This is a genomic window from Streptomyces venezuelae (assembly GCF_008642375.1).
Taxonomy (GTDB): domain Bacteria; phylum Actinomycetota; class Actinomycetes; order Streptomycetales; family Streptomycetaceae; genus Streptomyces; species Streptomyces venezuelae_G.
In genome coordinates, this window is the sequence record NZ_CP029194.1 from 1,554,273 (window position 1) to 1,576,980 (window position 22,708).

21 protein-coding genes and 2 pseudogenes are annotated in these 22,708 nt (G+C 71.9%); 15 read left to right on the forward strand and 8 right to left on the reverse strand.

The window, feature by feature from the left end; all coding sequences use genetic code 11:
* Window positions 1-39 precede the first annotated feature (39 nt).
* Entirely contained in the window at window positions 40-744 is a 705-nt protein-coding gene (locus DEJ46_RS06880; RefSeq protein WP_150264666.1) for an endonuclease V, read from the reverse strand.
* Window positions 745-850: 106 nt separating this feature from the next.
* Between DEJ46_RS06880 and DEJ46_RS06885 the strand changes: the two genes are divergently transcribed.
* Both DEJ46_RS06885 and DEJ46_RS06890 read left to right on the forward strand, forming a co-directional pair.
* The gene (locus DEJ46_RS06885) at window positions 851-1,150 is read left to right on the forward strand and encodes a YciI family protein (protein WP_150264667.1); all 300 of its coding nucleotides are present in this window, start codon (window positions 851-853) and stop codon (window positions 1,148-1,150) included.
* A 53-nt stretch (window positions 1,151-1,203) separates the two neighbouring features.
* Window positions 1,204-2,136 (forward strand): IS5 family transposase, encoded by a 933-nt coding sequence (locus DEJ46_RS06890; RefSeq protein ID WP_150274186.1) that lies wholly within the window; start codon window positions 1,204-1,206, stop codon window positions 2,134-2,136.
* A 14-nt stretch (window positions 2,137-2,150) separates the two neighbouring features.
* Here DEJ46_RS06890 and DEJ46_RS06895 read toward each other — a convergent pair whose 3' ends face one another.
* Window positions 2,151-3,245, reverse strand: coding sequence for a serine hydrolase domain-containing protein (locus DEJ46_RS06895; RefSeq protein WP_150264668.1), 1,095 nt, complete (start codon window positions 3,243-3,245; stop codon window positions 2,151-2,153).
* A 95-nt stretch (window positions 3,246-3,340) separates the two neighbouring features.
* On the opposite strand from DEJ46_RS06895, the gene DEJ46_RS06900 reads away from it, so the two are divergent.
* Complete coding sequence (locus DEJ46_RS06900; protein ID WP_150264669.1) at window positions 3,341-4,117, forward strand: MerR family transcriptional regulator; 777 nt, start codon at window positions 3,341-3,343, stop codon at window positions 4,115-4,117.
* Between the two features lie 34 nt (window positions 4,118-4,151).
* Here the strand turns inward: DEJ46_RS06900 and DEJ46_RS06905 are convergent, their stop codons facing one another.
* Window positions 4,152-5,246, reverse strand: a complete 1,095-nt coding sequence (locus tag DEJ46_RS06905) for a WD40/YVTN/BNR-like repeat-containing protein (RefSeq protein WP_190622477.1) — start codon at window positions 5,244-5,246, stop codon at window positions 4,152-4,154.
* 181 nt (window positions 5,247-5,427) lie between these two features.
* Between DEJ46_RS06905 and DEJ46_RS06910 the strand changes: the two genes are divergently transcribed.
* The 3 genes from DEJ46_RS06910 (at window position 5,428) to DEJ46_RS06920 (ending at window position 8,352) form a co-directional block, all read left to right on the forward strand.
* Entirely contained in the window at window positions 5,428-5,922 is a 495-nt protein-coding gene (locus DEJ46_RS06910) for a (4Fe-4S)-binding protein (RefSeq protein ID WP_150274190.1), read from the forward strand.
* Window positions 5,923-6,064: 142 nt separating this feature from the next.
* Window positions 6,065-6,481 carry an SsgA family sporulation/cell division regulator gene (locus DEJ46_RS06915; RefSeq protein WP_150264670.1) on the forward strand — a complete coding sequence of 139 codons (417 nt, stop codon included), beginning with the start codon at window positions 6,065-6,067 and terminating at the stop codon, window positions 6,479-6,481.
* A gap of 230 nt (window positions 6,482-6,711) precedes the next feature.
* Complete coding sequence (locus DEJ46_RS06920; protein ID WP_150264671.1) at window positions 6,712-8,352, forward strand: ABC-F family ATP-binding cassette domain-containing protein; 1,641 nt, start codon at window positions 6,712-6,714, stop codon at window positions 8,350-8,352.
* Between the two features lie 61 nt (window positions 8,353-8,413).
* Here the strand turns inward: DEJ46_RS06920 and DEJ46_RS06925 are convergent, their stop codons facing one another.
* Window positions 8,414-8,887, reverse strand: coding sequence for an ATP-binding protein (locus tag DEJ46_RS06925; RefSeq protein WP_223834545.1), 474 nt, complete (start codon window positions 8,885-8,887; stop codon window positions 8,414-8,416).
* A gap of 182 nt (window positions 8,888-9,069) precedes the next feature.
* On the opposite strand from DEJ46_RS06925, the gene DEJ46_RS06930 reads away from it, so the two are divergent.
* The 3 genes from DEJ46_RS06930 to DEJ46_RS06940 all read left to right on the forward strand — a co-directional run bounded on the left by DEJ46_RS06930 (window position 9,070) and on the right by DEJ46_RS06940 (window position 11,446).
* A complete protein-coding gene (locus tag DEJ46_RS06930) occupies window positions 9,070-9,921 on the forward strand; it encodes a helix-turn-helix domain-containing protein (RefSeq protein ID WP_150264672.1) in 852 nt (283 codons plus the stop codon).
* Between the two features lie 14 nt (window positions 9,922-9,935).
* Entirely contained in the window at window positions 9,936-10,166 is a 231-nt protein-coding gene (locus DEJ46_RS06935; RefSeq protein ID WP_150264673.1) for a hypothetical protein, read from the forward strand.
* Between the two features lie 305 nt (window positions 10,167-10,471).
* Complete coding sequence (locus tag DEJ46_RS06940) at window positions 10,472-11,446, forward strand: acyl-ACP desaturase (RefSeq protein ID WP_150264674.1); 975 nt, start codon at window positions 10,472-10,474, stop codon at window positions 11,444-11,446.
* Window positions 11,447-11,483: 37 nt separating this feature from the next.
* Here the strand turns inward: DEJ46_RS06940 and DEJ46_RS06945 are convergent, their stop codons facing one another.
* The gene (locus tag DEJ46_RS06945; RefSeq protein WP_055640486.1) at window positions 11,484-11,741 is read right to left on the reverse strand and encodes a WhiB family transcriptional regulator; all 258 of its coding nucleotides are present in this window, start codon (window positions 11,739-11,741) and stop codon (window positions 11,484-11,486) included.
* Window positions 11,742-11,935: 194 nt separating this feature from the next.
* On the opposite strand from DEJ46_RS06945, the gene DEJ46_RS06950 reads away from it, so the two are divergent.
* The 3 genes from DEJ46_RS06950 (at window position 11,936) to DEJ46_RS06960 (ending at window position 15,498) form a co-directional block, all read left to right on the forward strand.
* Window positions 11,936-12,727 (forward strand): IclR family transcriptional regulator, encoded by a 792-nt coding sequence (locus DEJ46_RS06950; protein ID WP_150264675.1) that lies wholly within the window; start codon window positions 11,936-11,938, stop codon window positions 12,725-12,727.
* Between the two features lie 72 nt (window positions 12,728-12,799).
* Window positions 12,800-13,486 (forward strand): TetR/AcrR family transcriptional regulator, encoded by a 687-nt coding sequence (locus tag DEJ46_RS06955; RefSeq protein WP_150264676.1) that lies wholly within the window; start codon window positions 12,800-12,802, stop codon window positions 13,484-13,486.
* Between the two features lie 209 nt (window positions 13,487-13,695).
* A complete protein-coding gene (locus DEJ46_RS06960; protein WP_150264677.1) occupies window positions 13,696-15,498 on the forward strand; it encodes a DUF11 domain-containing protein in 1,803 nt (600 codons plus the stop codon).
* A 1-nt stretch (window position 15,499) separates the two neighbouring features.
* Here DEJ46_RS06960 and DEJ46_RS06965 read toward each other — a convergent pair whose 3' ends face one another.
* The gene (locus DEJ46_RS06965; RefSeq protein WP_150264678.1) at window positions 15,500-16,429 is read right to left on the reverse strand and encodes an alpha/beta hydrolase; all 930 of its coding nucleotides are present in this window, start codon (window positions 16,427-16,429) and stop codon (window positions 15,500-15,502) included.
* 116 nt (window positions 16,430-16,545) lie between these two features.
* Window positions 16,546-16,914, reverse strand: a pseudogene (locus DEJ46_RS06970) (ATP-dependent DNA ligase); the annotation flags it as partial.
* Between DEJ46_RS06970 and DEJ46_RS06975 the strand changes: the two are divergent.
* Window positions 16,894-18,621 (forward strand): annotated as a pseudogene (locus DEJ46_RS06975) (MFS transporter); the annotation flags it as partial. The pseudogenes DEJ46_RS06970 and DEJ46_RS06975 overlap by 21 nt on opposite strands.
* Before the next feature lie 90 nt (window positions 18,622-18,711).
* Here the strand turns inward: DEJ46_RS06975 and DEJ46_RS06980 are convergent.
* Entirely contained in the window at window positions 18,712-19,161 is a 450-nt protein-coding gene (locus DEJ46_RS06980; RefSeq protein ID WP_150264679.1) for a YchJ family protein, read from the reverse strand.
* 133 nt (window positions 19,162-19,294) lie between these two features.
* On the opposite strand from DEJ46_RS06980, the gene DEJ46_RS06985 reads away from it, so the two are divergent.
* Together DEJ46_RS06985 and DEJ46_RS06990 are read left to right on the forward strand one after the other, a co-directional pair.
* A complete protein-coding gene (locus DEJ46_RS06985) occupies window positions 19,295-20,638 on the forward strand; it encodes a 6-phospho-beta-glucosidase (RefSeq protein ID WP_150264680.1) in 1,344 nt (447 codons plus the stop codon).
* A 113-nt stretch (window positions 20,639-20,751) separates the two neighbouring features.
* Window positions 20,752-22,668 (forward strand): M64 family metallopeptidase, encoded by a 1,917-nt coding sequence (locus DEJ46_RS06990; protein WP_150264681.1) that lies wholly within the window; start codon window positions 20,752-20,754, stop codon window positions 22,666-22,668.
* Window positions 22,669-22,708: the final 40 nt, after the last annotated feature.

Genomic DNA, 22,708 nt, shown 5'->3' on the forward strand with positions numbered 1-22,708 from the left:
CGCGAGGCGGAGGGTGCGGCAGGGGAACTCGCTGTCGAGTCATGGAAGTTCCGGTCGACCGAGCGCCTCCTTCAGGGCGCGACGGCAGAGCGAGTCGGCGTGGCGGGTGGTTTCGGGGATGCGGTAGCGCGGGGCGAGATGGAGGGTGTGGGCGCAGGCGCCGGCGAGGGAGATCCGGTGGCCGACGGAGACGAAGACCGGCTTCACCCCGGCCTGCGTGCGCAGGGCCCGGCCCACCTCCTCGCCTTCGGCCAGGAGCGGGGCGAAGTCGCCGCGCGCGGCGCCGGGTTGCTCGTACGTGAAGGTGAAGGGGTTCTTGGCGACGCCGATGGACGGCCGTCCGGTGAGCACCCCGAGGTGGCTCGCGAGGCCGAAGCGGCGGGGGTGGGCGAGGCCGTAGCCGTCGCAGACGAGCAGGCCGGGGTCGGCGGTCAGGGAGTCGAGCGCGGCGAGCACCGTCGGGATCTCACGGAAGGCGAGGAGCCCCGGGACGTACGGGAAGGAGACGCGGCCGACCGCCGTGGCCTCCTCGACCACGTCGAGGGTACGGGTGTCGAGGACGACGGCCGCGGCGGCGACGAGGTCGCGCTCGTCGTCGTAGGCCACGTCGAGCCCGGTGACGTGCCCCTCGCCGACGGCCGGTCCCGGCTCGTCGAGCACGATGCGTCCGCGCAGCTCCCGCTGGACGTCCCGTGCGGTGTCCTCGTCGGCGGGCCAGTCCGCCGGAATGCCGATGATCGTCATAGTGCGGGCCACCCTACGGTCCCCCGTTCCGGTCCCCTTCCCTTCCCCGTTCCGAGGACCGGAACGCCTCGTCGGAGCGGGCCGGGTCCCCGGTAGCCTGGCGATCATGTTCGTACTGGAATTGACCTACACCGCGCCCGTCGAGCAGGTGGACGCACTGCTCGACGCGCACATCGAGTGGCTCGACGCGCAGTACGCCGCCGGGGTGTTCATCGCCTCGGGGCGGAAGAACCCGCGCGACGGCGGCGTGATCCTGGCCGCCGGGGTCGGCCGCGCGGAGATCGAGGAGATCGCGGCGGCCGACCCGTTCAGCACCGAGGGCGTGTGCGCTTACCGGATCACGGAGTTCTACGCGACCAAGACGGCCGACGGGATCGCCGCGTACCGGGAGGAGCTGCCCTCCTAGGACTTGTCCGGCCGATCATGTGACTACTCCGTAGTCGTGTCGTTGATGTGGACATGGGGCGGGGTGATCTGACGGATGCCGAGTGGGAACGGCTGCGGCCGTTCCTGCCGGTCAGCAACAGGCGTTGCGGCAGGTGGCGGGATCACCGGCAGGTGATCAACGGGATTCTGCACCGGGTGCGGACCGGCGTTCAGTGGCGTGACCTGCCTGAACGGTTCGGCCCGTGGAAAACGGTCTATGAACGCCACCGTCTGTGGTCGGCCGACGGAACCTGGGAACGCCTGCTCCAGCAGGTGCAGGCCGAGGTCGACGCGGCCGGGGAGATCGACTGGGACATCTCGGTCGACTCCACCATCGTGCGGGCACATCAGCACGCCGCCGGCGCCCGGACCGAACCACCGTCGGCTCCCGGCTCAAAGGGGGGACGCGGCGGGAGAACACCAGGGCGAAATGCCGTGGCAGAGCCTCGTCGACCGCCTGGTGGAGGTGGTGCAGGAGGTGAGGGCCTGGGCCGCTCGCGGGGCGGGTTTACCACCAAGCTCCACCTGAGCGCGGACGGCCGCTGCCGCCCGCTTTCCCTGATCGTCACACCGGGACAGCGGGCGGACTGCACGCAGTTTCAGCCCGTGCTGGAGAAGATTCGCGTCTCGCGGATCGGGCCGGGCAGTCCGCGCAAGAAGCCTGACAGCCTCGCGGCGGACAAGGCTTACAGCAACGGCCCGTGCCGCGAGTACCTGCGGCGGAGGGGAATCCGGCACACGATTCCGGAGAAGACCGACAGCCAGGCCGCCCGCCTGCGCAAAGGCTCACGCGGCGGACGGCCACCTGGCTTCGACGAAGAACGGTACAAGAAGCGCAACACCGTCGAACGGACGATCAACCGGCTCAAACACGCCAGAGCAGTGGCCACCCGCTACGACAAGCGCGGCTACGTCTTCCTCGGCACCGTTACCGCCGCAACCCTCGCCATCTGGTTCCGCACGTGACGGCCGGACAAGTCCTAGGCAAACACCGCCTTGACCAGTGTCTGCTTCACCCTCTCGAACGTCCCGGCCATGGTGGGCAGGTCCATTTCGACGTCCCCGGAGGTCAGCGAGCCGGTCAGGGTCTTGGTGCCGTCGGGCGTGCTGTACATCAATGCGCCCCAGCCCCAGAACCCTCCGTTGTGGTGGAGGACAGTGCCGCCGCCGTCCAGCTCCTCCACGAACACCCCCAGGCCGTAACCCATCGTGGGGTCCGCGACGCGCATCTCGGCCAGAAGCTCGGGCGAGACGAGCTTGCCGCTGTTCAGCGCGGAGAAGAACGTGTGGAGGTCCCGGCTGGTCGAGATCATGTCGCCGGCGGCGGATACCCAGGAGGGGTTGAAGCGGGTGGTGTCAACCACCTTCCACTGTCCGGCGTCGTCGTAGCCGAAGTAGCCGTGGGCGTGCGGCTCGGGGATGTCCTCCCGGGTCTCCGGAAGGAGGGTGCCCGTCAGCCCGAGCGGGCCCAGGATCAGCCGGTGCGTCTCCTCGGGCAGCGAGCAGCCGGTGACCTGCTCGATCAGCAGCCTGGCCAGGACGTAGTTGGTGTTGGAGTAGCTCCAGGCCGTCCCCGGATCGAACCGCGCCGGCTTCGCCAACGCCCCCCGCACCAGCTCCTCCGGCCGGTAGGTCGCGTGCTGCAGGTCCACCCACTCCTTGCCCCACCCGGCGACCACACCGGGTTCGACCGACCCGTCCTTGGAGAACTCGCCGGTGAAGTTGAACAACCCGCTGGTGTGCTGCAGGAGCATCCGTACGGTGATCCGCCGGTCGAGCCGGAACTCGTGCAAGTGGTCGGCCACCAGGTCCTCGAGGCCGAGCCGGCCCTCGGCCACCAGCTGCAGGACGACGGTCGCGACAAAGGTCTTGGTGACGCTGCCGACCCGAAAGTGCCCGTCGGTCGGCGGCTTCGCGGTCCGGCCCAGCTCGCTCACCCCGGCGCTGCCGACCCACTCGCCGAGCTCGTCGTTCACGCGCAGCTGCACGCCGGCGAATCCGGCGTCGACGATCTCCTGCATGGCCTTCCGCAGCTCGGGGCGGTCCTGCGCGGCGGCGGTGTTCTGCTCACTCATGGTGATTCCTCATCTCGCGTCAGCGGGTGTGAGATGAGCGTGGACCCTGACCCAAGGTCAAGGTCAAGGCAATGGCGGAGCGTTACTCTCACCCCATGGCACAGGGGCTCACGATCGGTCAGGCAGCAGCTTTCGTCGACATCACCGTCAAGACGGTGCGGCACTACCACCGGCTCGGCCTGGTCGCCGAACCGGAACGCGACCATTCCGGCTACCGGCGCTACGGTTCGACTGACCTGCTGCGCCTTGTCCAGGTCCGGGCCCTGGCCGGGGCGGGCGTACCGCTGGCCGAGATCGGCGATCTGCTCGACGCCGAGCCCGAGCGGTTCGCCACCGCCCTGGACGACGTCCGCCGCCGGCTCACCGAACAGATCGAGGAGCTGACCGCCCGCCGCGACACCCTGCACCGGCTCGCCCACGGTGACCGCGCCCTGCTGCCCGACCGGGCCTGCGCGGTCCTGGAGCGACTCGCCGAGCTCGACTTCAGCCCCGACTACGTCACCACCCAGCGGGAGGCCCTGGTGCTGTCGCGGGCGCTGACTCCCGAGGTCTTCGACCTCTTCCTGGCCAACCTCGAACACCGGCTCGACGACCCTGAGTTCGTCGAGCTGACCAAGCGCGGCTGGGAGGCGAGGTCCTGGGATCCCGACGACCCGCGGATCGAGGAGCTGGCCTCAGCGGTGGCCGCCAACCTGCTGGGCGCCCGCGCGCTGCTGACGCTGCCGGCCAAGCAACCGCACGGTCCCGACGCGGCCTCCCGGTACGGCGTGGTCAACCACCACCGGGAGGACGAGGCGCCGTCCGTCGCCCGGCTGAACGGGCTGGTCGAGGGGCACCTGCGCGCGGCGGGCATTGATATCCCGCGTCAGTGATGGACTGCTGCGAACTTGATCGCCCGGACAGGGCCTAGCCGTGGCCGGAGCCGCGGTCGAGGCGGGCGATGCGGCCCTTCTCTCCGGAGGCCCAGCACGAGCCGTCGTTCGTGCAGTCCACCGTGTCGTACGAGCCGGTGTCGAGCGTGCGCCAGGTGCGGCCGCCGTCGGTCGTCAGGTCCGTGCCGGTCGGGCCGACGGCGAGCGCGGCCGACTTGCTGTGCGGGAGCCAGGCGACGCCGGAGCGGTAGGCCGGCGGGGGCGCGTCCGAGGCGCGCCAGGTGCGGCCCCCGTCCGCGGTGACGGCGCCGGCCCGCGGCGACGGCTGATCCTTGCGGTAGTCGCCGCCGACCGCGATGCCGTGCGTACGGTCGCGGAAGGCGAGGCCGAAGACGCCCCTGGCCGCGTCCCCGGCGGGGATCGGCGTGGCGGTCGCGGTCCAGGTGAGCCCGCGGTCGGCGGAGTGGAGCACGCGGGCGGTGGCGCCGCCGCCCGTGGCGAGCCAGACGTCCCGGGGTCCGGAGGACACCAGGCACTGGCCGCTCGCGGCGAAGCCGGCCTCGCCGGGGAGCGCGTCCGGCATCCCCGCGCTCGGCAGCACCCGCCAGGACCGGCCACCGTCACGGGTGGAGAGGATGCGGTACTTCCCGTCGACGGGGTCGCTCATGGCGAGTCCGTGCCGCCGGTCGAAGAAGGTGACGCAGTCGTAGAAGGCGCGCGGGTCGGTGTTCCGGAAGGACTCGGTCCAGGTGGCGCCGCCGTCCTCCGTGCGCAGCAGGCGCGAGGCCTCGCCCTCCCCGATGGCGAGGACGACCGCCCGGCGGGCGTCGAAGGCCTCCACATCGCGGAACTCGAGCTCGCCCGCGCCGGGCGGCGAGACGTTTCGCCAGCTCCGTCCGCCGTCCGTGGTGCGCAGCACCGTCCCCTTGGAGCCCGCGGCCCAGGCGGTCCTGCGGTCGACCGCCGCGAGCCCGCGGAAGCGGGCGTCGGTGCCTGTCGGTGTCAGCTGCCAGCCGGCCGCGGCCGTGGCGGTCTCCCCGGCCCGCGCCGGGGCCGCCAGGCTCAGCGCGAGCGCCGCTCCGATCAGCCCCACCGACATCGTTCGTCTCGTCTTCCCCATGGACGTCATGGCGCCGGAAGCTAGTGCCCCGGGGCGGTCCCCGTCCAGGGTGCGTCCCCCGGTCTCCCAGCCCCCGGTCTCCCGGGTACGGCCCGGGGTGCGACCCCGGCCGGGCGTTCCTAGGCTGAGTCGCATGAGCGATCGTACGGACGGCGAGCGCGCACCGGCCGAAGAGAAGCCCGGGCCCGAAATGAAACCCCGGCCCGAAGAGAAGCCCCGGCCGGAGGAGAAGCCCGAGCTCGAAGGGAAGCCGACGCTCAAGGAGTACGACGGCGAGGGCATCACCGTCACTTTCGAGCCACGGCGCTGTCTGCACGCGGCCGAGTGCGTACGCGGCCTGCCCCAGGTCTTCGACCGGTCCCGGCGCCCGTGGGTGCTGCCCGACGCCGCCGAGCCCGGCCTCGTCGCCGAGGTGATCCGCCGCTGTCCCTCGGGGGCGCTCCAGTACCGCCACCGCCCGGCGGAGGCCGCCGTCGCCGAGCCCCCGGACTCCCCCGCCTCCGTGCGCCGCACCCCCTCCGGCCAGCTCGTTCTCCGCGGGGACCTGCTCGTGACCGGCCCGCACGGGGAGCGGCACGAGACCCGGGTGACGCTGTGCGGCTGCGGCGCCTCCGCGAATCAGCCGTACTGCGACCGCTCCGGCCCCTGCGCCGAGCCGGACGACGCCGCCGCCGAGCGGCGCTGACCTCGGACACCCCCGTTCGGTGACGCAGGTCACGTGGTCACCGAGTGCACGTTCCGGCCGCACCGCTCGTCTTCCCCTGTGTGAGGTGCCCTGGTGTCGGGGAGACGCACAGGATCCGAAACCCGCGCGAGAGGAGCCGGTCTTGCACGCCGTCATCGAGCAGTCCGTCCAGGCCCGTCTGGTCGCATCCGCACCCCGGATGGAGACGGTGCCCGCCACCCTGCGGTACGACCGCGAGGACCCGTACGCCGTGAGCATGGCCTTCCCGCCTCCGGCGACCCTGGAGGGCGTCGAGGTCTCCTGGGCCTTCGCCCGTGAGCTGCTCGTCCAGGGCGTCGACCGCCCGGCGGGGGTCGGTGACGTCCGCCTGCGCCCGTACGGGTACGACCGTACGGTGGTCGAGTTCCACGCCCCGGAGGGGGTCGCGATGGTGCACGTCCGGACCTCGGAGCTGCGCCGCTTCCTGGCGCGCTCGGAGCACCTGGTGCCGGCCGGAAGCGAGCGCGACTACCTGGACTGGGACCACGACCTGGCGGAGCTGCTGCGCGAGCGCCCGTAATTCGTTTGCCCCCGCCCGGCCCACGCCGTACGGTCGTCCTTGACCTTGTTGTCGTTGATCGGAGAAGGACGTTGCTCGTCTGAGGTTGCGAGACACCGCGCCGCGCGTGCCCCCTGTGCCGCGTGTGCCGTTCTCGACCTCGGCGTACGAGCCGTTCCTTCGACTGCCCGCGCCCCGGTGTCTCTCGCGTCGCCCATTCATGCTCGCGCTCGCGCAACCGGGAGGCCTCCATGGCGCATCACCCCACCTTTCTCACCTGCTCCTCACTCTCCTTCTCATGGCCCGACGGCACCGAGGTCCTCGACGACTTCCGTCTCACGGTCGGCCCCGGCCGTACCGGGCTCGTCGGGCTCAACGGCTCCGGCAAGTCGACCCTGCTGAAGCTCCTCGCGGGAGAACTGACCCCGACGGACGGCACGGTCCGCGTCACGGGCGAGCTCGGCTACCTGCCGCAGAACGTCGTCCTGGACACCTCGCGGCGGGTCGACGAGATCCTCGGCATCGCGGCGAAGCGGGCCGCGCTGCACGCCATCGAGGCGGGTGATCCCGCCGAGGAGCACTTCACCGCACTCGCCGACGACTGGGACGTCGAGGAGCGGGCCCGCGCCACCCTCGATCAGCTGGGGCTCTCCGCCGTCGGTCTCGACCGGACCGTCGGCGAGGTCTCGGGCGGCGAGTCCGTCCTGCTGCGCCTCGCGGCGCTGCTGCTCGCCCGGCCCGACGTCCTGCTGCTCGACGAGCCGACGAACAATCTGGACCGGCACGCCCGCGCCCGCCTGTACGAGGCGGTGGAGGGCTGGTCCGGGGTCCTGGTCGTGGTCAGCCACGACCGTGAACTCCTGGAGCGCGTCGACCAGATCGCCGACCTCCGGGACGGCGAGGTCACGTGGTACGGCGGCCCCTGGTCGGCGTACGAGACGGCGCTCGCCGCCGAACAGGAGGCCGCGGAGCGGATGGTGCGGGTCGCGGAAGCCGACGTGCAGCGCCAGAAGCGCGAACTGAGCGAGGCACAGACGAAGTTGGCGCGCCGCAAGCGGTTCGCGCAGAAGAGCTACGACAACAAGGTCGTCCCGAAGATCGTGGCGAACGGCCGCAAGAGCGATGCCCAGGTCGCGGCCGGGAAGCACCGCACCCTGCACACGGAGCGCCTCTCCGAGGCCAGGGAGCGGCTCGACGCTGCGGTGGAGGCGGTACGGGACGACGACGAGATCCGCGTCGAACTGCCCCGCACCTCGGTGCCGCCGGGCCGCGAGGTCCTGTTCCTGCGTGACCTGGAGCTGCGGTACGGGGCGACGGTCGGCGGCGAGTTCGCGCTGCGCGGCCCGGAGCGGATCGCGCTCGTCGGCCGGAACGGCGCCGGCAAGACGACGCTGCTCCGGACGATCGCGGGAGAGGTGGAGCCGCTGTCGGGTGAGGCGGACGCGCGGGTACCGCTCCGCTTCCTGCCGCAGCGGCTCGACGTCCTCGACGACGGGCTGAGTGTGGTGGAGAACGTGGCCCGCTTCGCGCCCACGGCGACGGGGAACGCGATCAGGGCGCGGCTGGCGAGGTTTCTGTTCCGGGGGGCACGGGCGGATCAGCCCGTGGGCACCCTCTCGGGCGGGGAGCGTTTCCGGGCGACGCTCGCGGCGCTGCTCCTGGCGGAGCCGGCTCCGCAGCTGCTGATGCTGGACGAGCCGACGAACAACCTGGACATGGCGTCGGTCCGGAAGCTGACGGCGGCCCTCGACGCGTACGAGGGGGCGTTGATCGTGGCGAGCCACGACGTGACGTTCCTGGAGTCGCTGGGCATCACGCGCTGGCTGCTGCTCGACGGTGAGCTGCGGCCGACGACGGCGGAAGAGGTCCGGGGAGTGGCTTCGAGGGGTTAGACCGCCGGACGGGGCGGCGAACAGTCGGGATCGGGTGACGATCCGTCGAGGCAGGGATGTCTCAACGGTGCAGTAACGCCCAGGACTTGGTGCCGCCGCCCGGTGTCAGTACGGGGGCGAGGCCCCAGTCGCCTCCGTGCGCGTCGACCGCCGCGGCCAGCAGCCACATGCTGCGGCTGCGGCGGTCGCGGCATTCCTCGGCTGCGGTGGGCGTGGAATGGGCCGGGTGCTGGTCGTAGAGCACGATCCGCAGCGCCTCGTACTGCCAGCGGACCCGCAGGATCATCTCGCGGTCGGGCGTGAAGCGGTACGCGGCGGCGACGAGTTCCGAGGTGGCGAGTTCGGCGGTCTCGCAGAGCTCGGAGAGGCCGTGCCGGGTGAGGAGCGTACTGACCGACTCACGGGCGAGTCCGGCGCAGTAGGCGCCTCCGGGGAGAAGCATCGAGTAGCTGAGGTTCTCCGTGGCGGGAGGTATGGGCCCGGCCGTCACGGCGGACGGGAGGCAACGCAGTGCGCCCTTCATCGGGTTGCTCACATTTCTTGCGCATTGGGGGGGTACGCACACACGGATTCGGTCGCCCCGTGTGAGACTTGCGCTACCGACCGTAGCGCACAAGCGGAGCACAGTGCTACTACTTGCGGGTAGTCGTGCCATTCCGGCCGAAACGGCGATCCGCGGAGGTCGCCGACGTCACGCAACGCAAGGGGAGATCGAGCGTGCCACCCAGGAGCAGCCCGACCGCACGACAGCAGCGCCTCGGGAGCGAACTGCGCAAACTGCGCGAACAGTCGGGCATGTCGGCGCAGCAGGCCGCCGCCCTCCTGGGCGTCGACCGCACCCGTATCCCCAACATCGAGTCGGGCCGCTTCGGCATCAGCGCCGAGCGCGTCCGCACGCTCGCCTTCAACTACGGCTGCCCCGACGCGGCACTCGTCGACCTGCTCGCCGACATCGCCCAGGAGCGGGACCGCGGCTGGTGGGAGGAGCACCGCGGCCTGCTGCCGCCCGCGCTCATCGACATCGCCGAACTGGAGTTCCACGCATCGGAGTTGCAGAGCGCGGTGACCACCCACATCCCGGGCCTCCTGCAGACCGAGGAGCACGCGCGGGCCGTCTTCGACACCGCCGTCCCGCTCCTGCCGGGCCCCGACCTGGAGGCCCGTCTCGCCCTGCGGCTGCGCCGTCAGGAGGTGCTGGACCGGGACCGGCCCGTGCTGTACGAGGCCGTGATCCACGAGGCGGCGCTGCGCATGCAGTTCGGCGGACCGAAGGTCGCGCGGGACCAGCTGGAGCACATCCTGGCGTATTCCGAGCGGGACACCGTGACCGTCCGCGTCATCCCCTTCGCCGCGGGGGGTTTCCCGGGCGCGGGCCAGTCGTTCACCTATGTGTCCGCGCCCGTGCCGCAGCTCGACACCGTGCAGCTCGACTCCTCCCACGGATCGATCCTCCTCGACGCCGACATGCAGCTCCGCCGCTACCGGGGACTCCTGGACCGGCTGCGCGGGCTCGCCCTGTCCACGACCGACTCGCACGCGTTCATACGCACCATCGCCCAGGATCTGTGAAGGACCGCCCCACCATGAACGTCACCACCACCCCCCACACCCCCGCTCCGCCCGCCGTCGACATCGACTGGAACGAGGCCTTCTGCAGCGAGGGCGCGAACTGCTTCCGGTTCGGCCTGGACGACTCCGGCCGGGCCTACATCGGCTCGACCCTCACCCCCGGCGAGTACGTCAGCGACTCGGTGGAGGCGCTCCGCGCCCTGATCTACGCGGTGAAGGCCGGCGCGGCCGACCACCTGCTCTGAACCGCCCGCCCGGAATCACCCGACCTGAATCGTCCGCGCAGAACCGTCCGCCCTGAACCGTCCGCCCTGAACCCTCCGCTCCGGATCATCTGCTCTGCGTAGCCGGGCCGGCGGGGAGAAAGGGCCGGTCCGGACGTGACCTGCGTCTCCAGCACCCCGACGGAGCAGCGCACATAACGGAACGTAATCGGACATCGTCCGAACGGGCTTGGCCGACGCCTTACGGAGCCTTAACCTACGGTCTCGTAACCTACGAATCCGTAGGTATTCCCGTATGCCCTTCCTCTCCGTCCCCAGGAGTCCCCGTGACGCTCACCTCTCCCCACCTCGGCAGCTCGGCGGAGTGGACCGACGCGCGCCTGCTCTACGCGCTGGAAGAGGTCGTGGAGAAGGAGCTCAACCGGCACCTGAAGGTCACCAAGGACTGGATGCCGCACGAGTACGTGCCGTGGTCCGACGGCCGGAACTTCCCCGGCTTCTTCGAGGACGGCGAGGCCTGGGACCCGAAGCAGTCCAAGGTCACCGAGATCGGCAAGATCGCCCTCGTCGTCAACCTGCTCACCGAGGACAACCTCCCGAGCTACCACCACGAGATCGCCAGCCTCTTCGGCCGCGACGGCGCCTGGGGCACCTGGGTGCACCGCTGGACCGCCGAGGAGGGCCGCCACGGCATCGTGATGCGCGACTACCTCCTGGCCTCGCGCGCCGTCGACCCGGACAAGCTGGAGCAGTTCCGGATGTCCCACATGAGCGAGGGCTTCGAGTCCGACAACCGGCACTCGATGCTGCACTCCGTGGCGTACGTCGCCTTCCAGGAGCTCGCGACCCGCATCTCGCACCGGAACACCGGCCACCAGTCGGGCGACCCGGTCTGCGACCGGATGCTGGCCCGTATCGCCACCGACGAGAACCTGCACATGGTCTTCTACCGGAACCTGCTGGGCGCGGCCTTCGAGCTCGCCCCGGACCTGACCATGATGGCCGTGCGGGACGTGGTCGTGAACTTCCGGATGCCCGGACACGGCATGCCGGGCTTCGAGCGGGCCGCGGCGCAGATGGCGATCGGCGAGATCTACAACATGCGCATCCACCACGACGACGTGCTCCAGCCCGTCCTGCGCTTCCTCAAGGTCCTGCAGATCGAGGGCCTCGGCCCGGAGGGCCTCCAGGCCCAGGACGAGCTGGGTCTGTACATGAACGGCCTGGACAGCGAGGCCTCCAAGTTCGACGAGAAGCTCGCGGCCCGCAAGGCCCGCATGGCGGCCCGCGCGGCCGGCTGATCCACCCTGCGGCGCCCCGGGGAGGAGCGCGTGCGGTTCAGCGACGGCCCTGCTGCCGCTTGAGCCGCACGCGCTCCTTCTCGGAGAGCCCGCCCCACACCCCGAACCGCTCGTCGTGATCCATCGCGTACTCCAGGCACGCCACACGCCCCTCGCACGCCCCGCACAGCTGCTTGGCCTCGCGCGTCGACGACCCGGGGGCCGGGAAGAAGAACTCCGGGCCCGCCTGGGCGCACAGGGCGTTCTCACGCCAGGAGAAGTCGGGAGCGGTCAGCACGTCGGTATCCGTCTGCATGACCGACACGTTGCCTGCCCGGCGTAAACGGGCCATCAACGTTCGATCAATGGCGTGTACCCGGCGCCGGGAGGACCGTCCGCGGCCGCCTGCCCGGCCGTGTGAACAGACTGTTTCCTACCTCGTCGCCCAGCCGATTCGCCTCCCGTCATGTGGGAGCGTGGGAGCTCGATCACCCACGGGGAGCGAACCCTATGACGACCGAGGCCGGCATCGTCCGACCCCCGGCCGGCGCCCAGGCGGTCCGCCGCGCGCTGGACGTACTGCACTGTTTCCACGACAACGGGCCCGATCTGAGCGCCTCCGACCTCGCACGTCGGCTCGGGCTCTCCACCTCCACGGCGCACCGGCTGGCGCGGACGCTGCTCGGCGCGGGCTTCCTGGAACAGGACGCGCGCACCGCCCGCTACCGGCTCGGCCCGGCGATGACGGAGCTGGGCCGTCTCTCGTACCACCAGCGGGGGCTGCACCTGGCCACGCCCGAGCTCGCCGATCTGGCCGAACGGACGGGCGCGACGGTCGACCTGGCGCTGCGCAGCGGTCCGCACGTGGTGATCGTGGCGGGTGGCTCGGTGACGCCGAAGGTCGGCCTGCGGCGGCCTCTGCACTCCACGGCGCTGGGGAAGGTGCTGCTCGCCTGGCCGCGCTCGGACGAGGACGGCCCCCGTTCCCTGCCGCACCCGCCCGCGTCCACCGAGTGGGGCTCCGTCGAAGCTCCCGCCCTGACAGCGGAGTTGGCGCGCGTACGGGAGGCGGGGTACGCCCTCGACGACGGCGAGCCGGCCCACGGGGTGCGGACCGCTGCCGTACCGGTTCTGGAGCGGGCCGGGCACGCGCGGTTCGCGCTCGCGGTCCGCGCGACGCCGGAGCTGATCACCGACGCCCGGCTCGACTGGTACCTGACGCAGGCCCGGGAGTGCGCCAGGGCACTGGAGGTCCTGCTCCTCACCCCGACGGAACGGCGAGGCCCCGGACAGGGGGCCTGACGACCGTCCCGCACGGCGGATCCGCCTCACACAGAGATTTCCGCACGGTCGTGCGTTCAGTACGATGAGGGCATGAGCGGCAGCACCGGAGGCGGCACCACGGGTACCGGCACCGACACCAAGACGGACGGACGCGTCGAGCGCGGCAACCAGACGCGACGCCTCGTGCTCGGCCGGACCATGGACATCGCCTCCGTCGAGGGGCTCGAAGGCCTGTCCCTGGGCCGGATCGCGACCGAGCTGGAGCTGAGCAAGAGCGGCGTCTTCGCCCTCTTCGGCTCCAAGGAGGAGCTCCAGCTGGCCACCGTCAGGGCCGCCGTCGCCGTCTTCGCCGAACAGGTCGTCACCCCTCTGAAGGAGACACCCCCCGGGGCCGGGCGCGTGCGCGCACTGTGCCGGAACTGGCTCACGTACTCCTCGGACCGCGTCTTCTCGGGCGGCTGCTTCTTCTACGCGGTCTCGGCCGAGTTCGACGCCCGTACGGGTCCGGTCCACGACGCCGTGGCCCGGGCGCGCCTCGACTGGACCGCGTACATGGAACGGACCCTGTCGGAGGCGCGCGCGGTCGGGGACTTCACCGAGGACCTGGACGTCGAGCAGCTGGCCTTCGAGGTGATCGCCCTCATGGAGGCGGCCAACGCGCAGTCCGTGCTGCTCGGCGACAGCCGCGCGTACGGCCGCGCCGAGCGGGGCGTGACGACACGCCTGCTCGCGGCGGCCACGGAGCGGGGCCGCGCGGCGCTCGCCGATCCGGCCTGACCGACACCGTTCCAAGAGTCCTTCCTCTCACGTCCCGGCCCGCTCCGCACCCCGGGCCGTCCACCCGACTCCCGCCCGGGAACTGATCAGGTGAAGGCCGGGTGTCGTTCACGCGTGCGCGAAGGGGGGCGCCCCCATGGTGAGCGCGTCGGCCGGAGCCCGCGGCGATCCCCGCCCGCGGTCCGGTCCGCCCCGTGAGAGGAGCGCGTATGTCCGTCTCGGACACCCGTCCCGGCGCCCGACGGAGGGCCGGTCTGCGAAGACCACTCGCCGCGATGGCCGCCCTGGCCACCTCGCTGGCCGCCGCCCTGGTGCTGCCCGGCATCGGCCTGTCCGTCCCGTCCCCCGCGTACGCCGACAGCGCGGGCGGGCGGGACATCCGTACGGGCCCGCCGGGCACTGCCCTCGCCTGGGGGACCAACGCGACGGGTCAGCTCGGCGACGGCAACACCGCCGGGCACAGCACCGTCCCCGGGCGGGCCTGCGGGAACGCGACCTGTACGACGCCGCTCGGCAAGGTCGTACAGGTGGCTGCCGGAAGCGGGCACAGCATCGCCCTGCTCGAGGACGGTTCCGTCGTCGGCTGGGGCTCCAACCTCAGCGGCCAGCTCGGAGACGGCACCAACACCGACCGCACCACACCTGTCCGGACCTGCGCGGTCGGCGAGCCCGCTCCGTGCGCGTCGTTCCTCAAGGGCGTCGTCTCCGTCGCGGCCGGCGTCGTCCACAGCATGGCTCTGCTCACCGACGGGACCGTCGTGGCCTGGGGCAACAACGGCTACGGCCAGCTCGGCGAGGGCAGCGCGATCAACCACCAGACGTCGCCGGTCCGGGTCTGCGCCGTGGGCTCGGTCGCCCCGTGCACGTCGTACCTGACCAACGTCACCAGCATCGCGGCCGGCTACCAGCACAGTCTCGCGGTGCGCGCCGACGGTGGCGTCCGCTCCTGGGGCCTCAACGAAGCCGGCCAGCTCGGCGACGGAACGCTCATCAGCCGTACCGCCCCGGTCAACATCCCCGGCCTGAGCGACGTGGTCTCCGTGGCGGGCGGCGCCTTCCACAGTATCGCGGCCCGCAGCGACGGCTCCGTCCGCGCCTGGGGCACCGGACCGCAGCTGGGCGACGGCGTCGGTGCTCAGCAGACATCCCCCGTTCCGGTCTGTTCGGTCGCGCACCTCGCCCCCTGCACCGAGTTCCTCTCGGGCGTGAAGTCCGTGGCGGCAGGGGCTTTCCACAGCCTCGCGGCACGCCGGGACGGCACCGCCGTCGCCTGGGGCAGCAACAACTGGGGGCAGCTCGGCATCGGGCACAACCTCGACCGGTCCGTCCCGATCCAGGTATGCGCGCCGGGCGGCTGCGCGGGAGTCCTGACGGGTGTCGTCGGCGTCGCCGGGGGCTCCGGAGGTCTGCACAGCCTCGCGCTGCGCTCCGACGGCTCGGTCCGCGCATGGGGGCGCAACAACGTCGGCCAGCTCGGCGACGGCACCACGACCGACCGCGACTCGCCCGTCCGGGTCTGCGCTCACGGCCAGACCGCTCCCTGCGCTCGGTTCCTCGAAGGCGCCACCGCGATCGCCGCCGGCGACAATCACACCGTCGCGGTCCATCAGCCGTCGGCCGACCTCGCGACGTCGATCGCGGCGAGCCCCGAGCCGGTGGCCAACGGCGGGACGCTGACCTACACCGTGCGCGTCCACAACTACGGTCCGACCGCCGCGGAGAACGTGGTCCTCACGAACCAGCTCCCGGTCGGCGTCCGTTACTCCTCCGCGAGCCCGTCCACGGGCCACTGCGACACTCCGCCGACCGGCACCACGGACACCGTGACCTGCTTCTTCGGCACCTTGCCCAGGGGCGGGGCCGCCACCGTCACGATCGCGGTGAAGGTCCGCTCGGCCGCCGGGGCCGGAGGCGTCACCAACCCCGTCACCAACATCGTCTTCGCGACCGGCGACACGCCCGATCCCAGGCCGAACAACAACTCGGCCGTGATCACGACGCCGGTGAGCTGACTCAGCCTGTCGCGATCCTGCTCTCGGGTGCGATCCCGCCCTCGGGCACCGTGACCGCCGGTTCCGGCTCGGAGCCGGCGGTCACGAACTCCACGGCTTCGGCCACCACTCCCGGGTCCGTCAGGATGCGGCGGTGGCCGAGGCCGCGGGTGACGACGAGCCGGGCCCGGTCGCCGTGGGCGCGGGCCAGTCGGCGGCCCTGGACGACGGGGACCATGTCGTCCTCCTCGTCGTGGAACAGCAGGACGGGGAGATCGAGTTCGCCCGCCGCCCCTTCGGCGTCGAGCCGGTCCCAGATGCCGGGCTCGCCGGGCGCGATGCGCCGCTCGACGTGCGTGCGCATGCGCCGGACCACCAGGTCGTCCACGCCGAATCCGGACCGGAAGCCCGCGAGCAGCATGGTGAAGGACCCGACGCCGCCGAGCCCCACGAGGCGACCGGCGCGCACGCCACCGCGCGCGCTGTCGCGGAGGGCGAGGTGGGTGGCGAGGACGCCGAAGGAGTGGGCGACGACGGCCTCGAAGTCCCCGTGTCCGGCGTGCAACTCCCTGATGATGTCCCGGTATTCGATGATGTTGCTCGCCCTGCCCGGGGACTCTCCGTGGCCGGGAGCGTCGAAGGCGACCGGGCTGTAGCCGCGTTCGAGCAGGGCCTCGGCGAAGGCGGTGAGCCGTGAGGCGCGCGAGGACCAGCCGTGGACGAGCAGGACCGGGCGGCGCCCGTCACCCCAGGCGTACGTGACGACGTCCTTGCCCCGGACGCGGAGGCGTCCCGTACGGGCGGCGGCGAAGAGCGCCTGCTCCTCGGGTCGCGGCCGGGCCCGGCCGAGCGGGCGGACGAAGAGGTGGAAGGCCGCGCGTCCGGCGGGCCCTGGGGCGACGCGGGCGGCGGTGTTCAGGACGGTACGTACGAGCGGAGCCATCGGGTACATGCCGGATCTCCTCGGTCGGCCTGGATGTCAGAAAAATGCTAGCACGACCGTTCGTGTTGTTTTATGGTCGGAGAGACAGGGCGGACGGCCCCACCCGGGACGGCCGTCCCGCCCTGTCACGCCTCGCCGGAGGGTGCTTCTTTCGTCGGTTCGGGCTCCTTCTTCGGTTCGGGCCCTTTCTTCGCGCGGCTCGGCTGAACCCGCTTCGGCTCGCCCGGCATCTTCGGGTACTCCGGCGGGTACGGCAGGTCGCCGAGGCCGTGGTCCGCCTCGTCCCGCCTCGCCAGTTCGAGCAGGGACTCCAGACTGAACCGCTCCTCGTCCATGTCGGCATGGACGTCGCCGAGTTCGGCGTAGCGGGCCGGCATCGTCCTGATGTCGAAGTCCCGCGGCACGGCGTCGTCGATCTCGTCCCACCGCAACGGCGCCGAGACGGGGGCGTGCGGGCGCGGGCGCACGGAGTAGGCGGAGGCGATGGCGGTCTCATGGTCACCTCGATGGCCCTCATCGCCGATGTGATCCCGCTGCGCGAACGCGGCAAGTACCAGGGCGCGATCGGGGCCGTCTTCGGTGTCGCCACCGTCATCGGCCCGCTCCTCGGCGGCCTGTTCACCGACCACCTGAGCTGGCGCTGGGCGTTCTACGTCAACGTCCCCATCGCCATCCTCGTCGTGATCGCCGCCGCCCGCACGATCCCCTCCGTACGCTCCGCGAGCCGCCCCGTCATCGACTACGCCGGCATCGCCTTCGTCGCCGCGGGATCCAGCGCCCTGATCCTGGCGACCAGTTGGGGCGGCAACGAGTACGCGTGGACGTCCGGCGTGATCATCGGGCTCTTCGTCGGCGGATTCGTCGCCCTCGGCCTGTTCTGCTGGGTGGAGACCCGGGCGGCCGAACCCATGCTGCCCATGCGGCTGTTCGCCAACCCGGTCTTCACCGTCTGCTCCGTACTGAGCTTCGTCGTCGGCTTCGCCATGCTCGGCGCGATGACCTTCCTGCCGACCTATCTCCAGTACGTCGACGGGGACTCGGCGACCGTCTCGGGCATCCGGACCCTGCCCATGGTCGTCGGGCTCCTCATCGCCTCGGTCTTCAGTGGCAACGTCGTCAGCAAGACGGGCCACTACCGGATCTTCCCCATCGTGGGCTCTCTCGTGATGGGGATCGGCCTCTACCTGCTCTCGCTCATGGGGCCGGAGACGAACACGTGGCTGGAGTCGTTGTACATGTTCGTCCTCGGCACCGGCATCGGCCTGTGCATGCAGGTCCTGACCATCGCCGTGCAGAACACCGTCGACTACGCCGACCTCGGCACCGCTACTTCGGGCGTCACCTTCTTCCGTACCCTCGGCAGCTCCTTCGGCACGGCCGTCTTCGGCACGATCTACGTCAACTCCCTCAAGCCCAACCTCGCGGCGGGGGTCGGCGAGGCGGCGGCGGTCGCCGGCAGTCTCGGCATCGACCCGGCCGGCCTGGCACAGGCCGCGCAGAGCCCGGCCGGGGTGCACGGCCTGCCGGCCGAGGTCGCGGAACCGATCGTGCACGCCTACGCGGACACTCTCCACACCGTCTTCCTGTGGACGGTGCCGGTCGCCGCCGTCGGGTTCGTCGTGGCCCTCTTCCTCAAGCAGGTGACGCTCCGCGACTCGGCCCGCGCCGGCGCACCGGACATGGGCGAGGGCTTCGCCTCCCCGACCTCGTCCGGCGACTCGGCGAAGCTCCTCGAACTCTCCGTCGGGCGGCTCCTGCGCCGCATCGACCTCGACACCGCCCGAGGGATCGTCCGCGCCTCCGACACCCGGCTCGACACGGCGGGCGCCTGGGCGGTGATGCAGGTCGAGCTCTACACCCGGACCGTCGGACACGCGAGCCTCGGCCTGATCGCGGCCGGCCGGCGGGTGCCGCCCGAGGTGCTGCTGCCGGTCTTCGACCGGATGGTCGACGAGGGCTTCCTCACCCGGGACGGCAATCTGCTCTCGCACACCCCGGCGGGCGAGCGCGAGGCGACGGTGATCACCCGGGCCTGGGGCGACTGGCTCTCCGACCGGATCGAGCAGGAGCGCGGCCGCCCCAGCGGTCCGGAACTGCGGGTGGCGACGGACGCCATCGCGAAGAGGGTCGTCGCCGAGGACCTGGCGACCGGACTGCCGAGGCGGGAGTCGGAGGACAGGACGGTGTCGGTGACGCGGTGAGGTGAGGCGGCGGCGGGCTGAGGCAGTGCCGCGGAGACTCGGTGACGCGGCTGAGGCGGTGACGCCGCGACGGCGCGACGCCGCGAAACGCTATTCGCCGACGTCGCCGTCCACGTACACCCAGGCGCCCTCGTGGCGGGCGAAGCGGCTCCGCTCACTCATCGCGCCCGACTCGCCGCCGTGGACGTAGCTCGCCGCGAAGGTGACGGTGCCGTGCTGGTGGAACGCGGTGCCATCGGTGGCCTCCTGGATCTCCAGGCCGGTCCAGCGCAGCGCCGGGTCGAAGTCGAGCTCGCCGGGGCGGGTCTCCGGCGCCCAGGTGCGCAGCAGATACGCCTCGTCGCGGACGACGAAGGCGCTGTAGCGGGAGCGCATGAGCAGCTCGGCCGTCGGCGCCGTGCCCGCCGTACCGCTGTGGAACCGGCCGCAGCACGCGCCGTACGAGGCGTCGAGGCCGCAGGGGCAGGGGGAGTCCACGGTGACGGCCGGGGCGGCGGGGGCCGGGGACGTACGGGGCGGGCGGGTCTTGCGTCGGGACATGCCGTCATTGTCCCCCAGGTGGCGACGCGTCGATCCGGCCGGGGGCTCGCGGCGTGCCCGGCATGTGGACGCCGCCGTGGACGCCCGCCCGTCGACCCGCTGCCGGGCGGGTGCGCCCGAGTAGCGTACGGGCATGAAACTGACGATTCTCGGAGGCGGCGGATTCCGGGTGCCGCTGGTGTACGGCGCCCTCCTCGGCGACCACGCCGAGGGGCGGGTCACCCACGTCACCCTGTACGACCTCGACGAGGGCCGCCTCTCGGCCATCGCCAGGGTGCTCGTGGAGCAGGGCGAAGGGGTGCCGGACGCGCCGGCGGTGACGGCGACGACGGATCTCGACGAGGCGCTGCGCGGGGCGGACTTCGTGTTCTCCGCGATCCGGGTCGGCGGCCTGGAGGGCAGGGCGGCGGACGAGCGGATCGCGCTCGCCGAGGGGGTGCTCGGGCAGGAGACCGTGGGCGCGGGCGGTATCGCGTACGGCCTGCGGACCGTGCCCGTCGCGGAGCACATCGCCCGCAGGGTCGCCGAACTGGCCCCCGACGCCTGGGTCATCAACTTCACCAACCCGGCCGGGCTCGTGACGGAGGCCATGTCCCGGATCCTCGGCGACCGGGTCGTCGGCATCTGCGACTCCCCCGTGGGCCTGGGCCGCCGCGTCGCCCGCGTCCTCGGCGCGGACCCGGACGAGGCGTGGATCGACTACGTGGGCCTCAACCACCTGGGCTGGCTGCGCGGTCTGCGGATCGGCGGGCGCGACGAACTCCCCCGGCTCCTCGCCGACGAGCAGGCGCTCGGCTCCTTCGAGGAGGGCAGGCTGTTCGGCCCGGCGTGGCTGCGCTCGCTCGGGGCCGTACCCAACGAGTACCTGCACTACTACTACTTCAACCGCGAGGCGGTGCACGCCTATCGGACCGCGGAGCGCACCCGTGGGGCCTATCTGCGTGACCAACAGGCCGGTTTCTACGAGGAGATGGGCAAGCCGGACACGCCCGCCCTGGACACCTGGCACCGGACGCTCGCCGACCGCGAGGCCACGTACATGGCCGCCAACCGTGAGGCCGCCGGTATCGGTGAACGCGACGAGGAGGACCTGGAGTCGGGCGGATACGAGAAGGTGGCGCTCGCCCTCATGCGGGCGGTCGCGCGCGACGAGCGGACCACGCTGATCCTCAACGTGCGCAACGGCTCCACGCTGGCCGCGCTCGACGCGGCCGCCGTGATCGAGGTCCCCTGCTTCGTGGACGCGAACGGCGCGCACCCGGTGTCGGTGTCCCCGCTGCCGTACCACGCCGTCGGTCTCGTGACCGCGGTGAAGGCGGTGGAGCGGGAGGTGCTCGCGGCGGTGGAGAGCGGCTCGCGGGCGACGGCGGTCAAGGCGTTCGCGCTGCATCCGCTGGTCGACTCGGTCTCGGTGGCCCGGCGGCTCGTGGAGAACTACACGGCTGCCCACCCCGGCCTGGCCTATCTGCGGCGCTGAACCGACGCGGAGCGTTCACGGGATCGCCGTGGAACGGTACGACGGCGGTACGGCTGCGGTACGACGGGCGAACATCTTTACGTGATCGGGAGCGCGGCCTAGGCTCGCGCCCCATGACCTCACAGCGTCGCAAGGGAGCACGGAGAGGCCTCGCCCGCCTCGTCGCGGTCTGTCTGCTGGCCGTCGGACTCGTGGGAACGGGACCGGCGGCCGCCGAGACCCCGACGACGGCCGACGGTCCGGTCGTCGTCCCCGTCCAGACGACCGGCCCGGCGGACCGGCGGTTCAACCTGGTGTTCATGGGGGACGGCTACACGGCCGCGGAGATGCCCGCCTTCCGGGCCGACCTCGAACGGCACCTGAACACGCTGTGGAGCATCGAGCCCTTCGCCTCGTACCGCTCGTACGTGAACGTGTGGGCGGTGGAGGTCCCTTCGGCCGAGTCGGGCGTCGACTGCGACCCCGGTCTGTCCTCGCCCGCCCGTGACACCGCGCTCGACATGGGCTTCTGGGGCGGCTGCAACCCGTCCAGCGTGCAGCGACTGCTGACCGTGAACAGCGGCAAGGCCGGCGCCCTCGCCGACCTCGTCCCGGGCACGAGTCGCGCCAACCGGCAGATCGTCGCCCTCGCCCACAGCTCCACCTACGGCGGTGCGGGCGGCAGTTACGCGACGGCATCCGGCGGCAACGCCCTCTCCTCCCTCATCACCCCGCACGAGATAGGCCACTCGCTCGGCGGCCTCCAGGACGAGTACGACTACTACGCACGCGGAGTACCGGGCGAGACCTACTCGGGACCGGAGCCCGCCTCCCCCCACCACACCCTCCTGACGGAAGCTCAGATGAGGGAGCAGCAGGCCAAGTGGTGGCGCTGGCTCGGCGAGGAGAGCGAGTCGGGCGGAGTCATCGGCCGCCACGAGGGCGGCCTGTACAGCACGAAGGGCGTCTGGCGTCCCAGCCGGCACTCCTTGATGAAGACCCTCGGCTACGCCTTCGACCAGGTGGAGCGCGAGGTGATGGTCCGGGCGATCTCCGCGAAGGTCAGCCTGATCCAGGACCACACGCCCGACACCTCGCCGATCGGCGCGGACCGGACCGTGTGGGTGGACACCCTGCACCCGGTCGGCGGTGAACTCGCCGTGACCTGGCGGCTGGACGGCCGCGCCCTCACGACCCGCGGCGCGCGCACCGTCGACCTGCGGCGGCTGGACCTCTCCCCCGGCACGCACACGCTCACGGCGACGGTCACCGACCCGACGCCCTTCGTGCGCGACCCGGCGGTCCGCGCCTCGGCGGCGCTCACCCGCACGGTCGACTGGACCGTGGACACCTCGCTCGCCACCCCGAAGGCGCCGGTGGAGTCCGCGTTCACCGGGCACACCCCCACCGGGGACCCCGTCGGCGCCCGGTCGGTCGTCCACGCGGACACCACGCACCCGACGGACCGCACGCCGGCCGTGCACTGGCGTCTGAACGGCCGCCCCGTCCATCCGGCCGGCCGCAACGACCGTGACCTGTACCTGGGTTCACTGGACCTCGAACCCGGTACGCACACGCTGACGGCCCGTATCCCGGGCACGGCCGAGGAGTTGGCCTGGACGGTCGATGCCCGTCCGGCGACGTCCTCGTACGAACTGTCCCCACCGCTGCGCACCGTCCGGCGCTCCGGGCTCCCCGTCGAGTACGTCTACGACGGGCCGTTCACGATGCGGCTGACCGCGCGCGACGACCAGGCCGGCGCCGTGGTGAGCCAGTTCCGGGTCGACGGCGACGGCTGGTACACGTACTACGGCTGGCCCACGGACGCCGAGGCTCCCTTCCTCTTCTCGCCGAGCGGCACGGTCATCGACGGCCTCGTCTACGGGAAGCTGGGCCGGAGCCGCGCGGTGCCGTGGGACGACGCCACCCCGGACTACGGCACGCACACGATCGAGCACCGCACGATCGACGCGTCCGGCAACGTGAGCCGGGCCCGGAGCTTCCGCGTGACCTTGGTCGGCCCGGACGGTCCCGAGCGACCGGCGGCCTGACGTGCTGGTCGTCGACGAACGGCCGGCACCCGACCTGGCC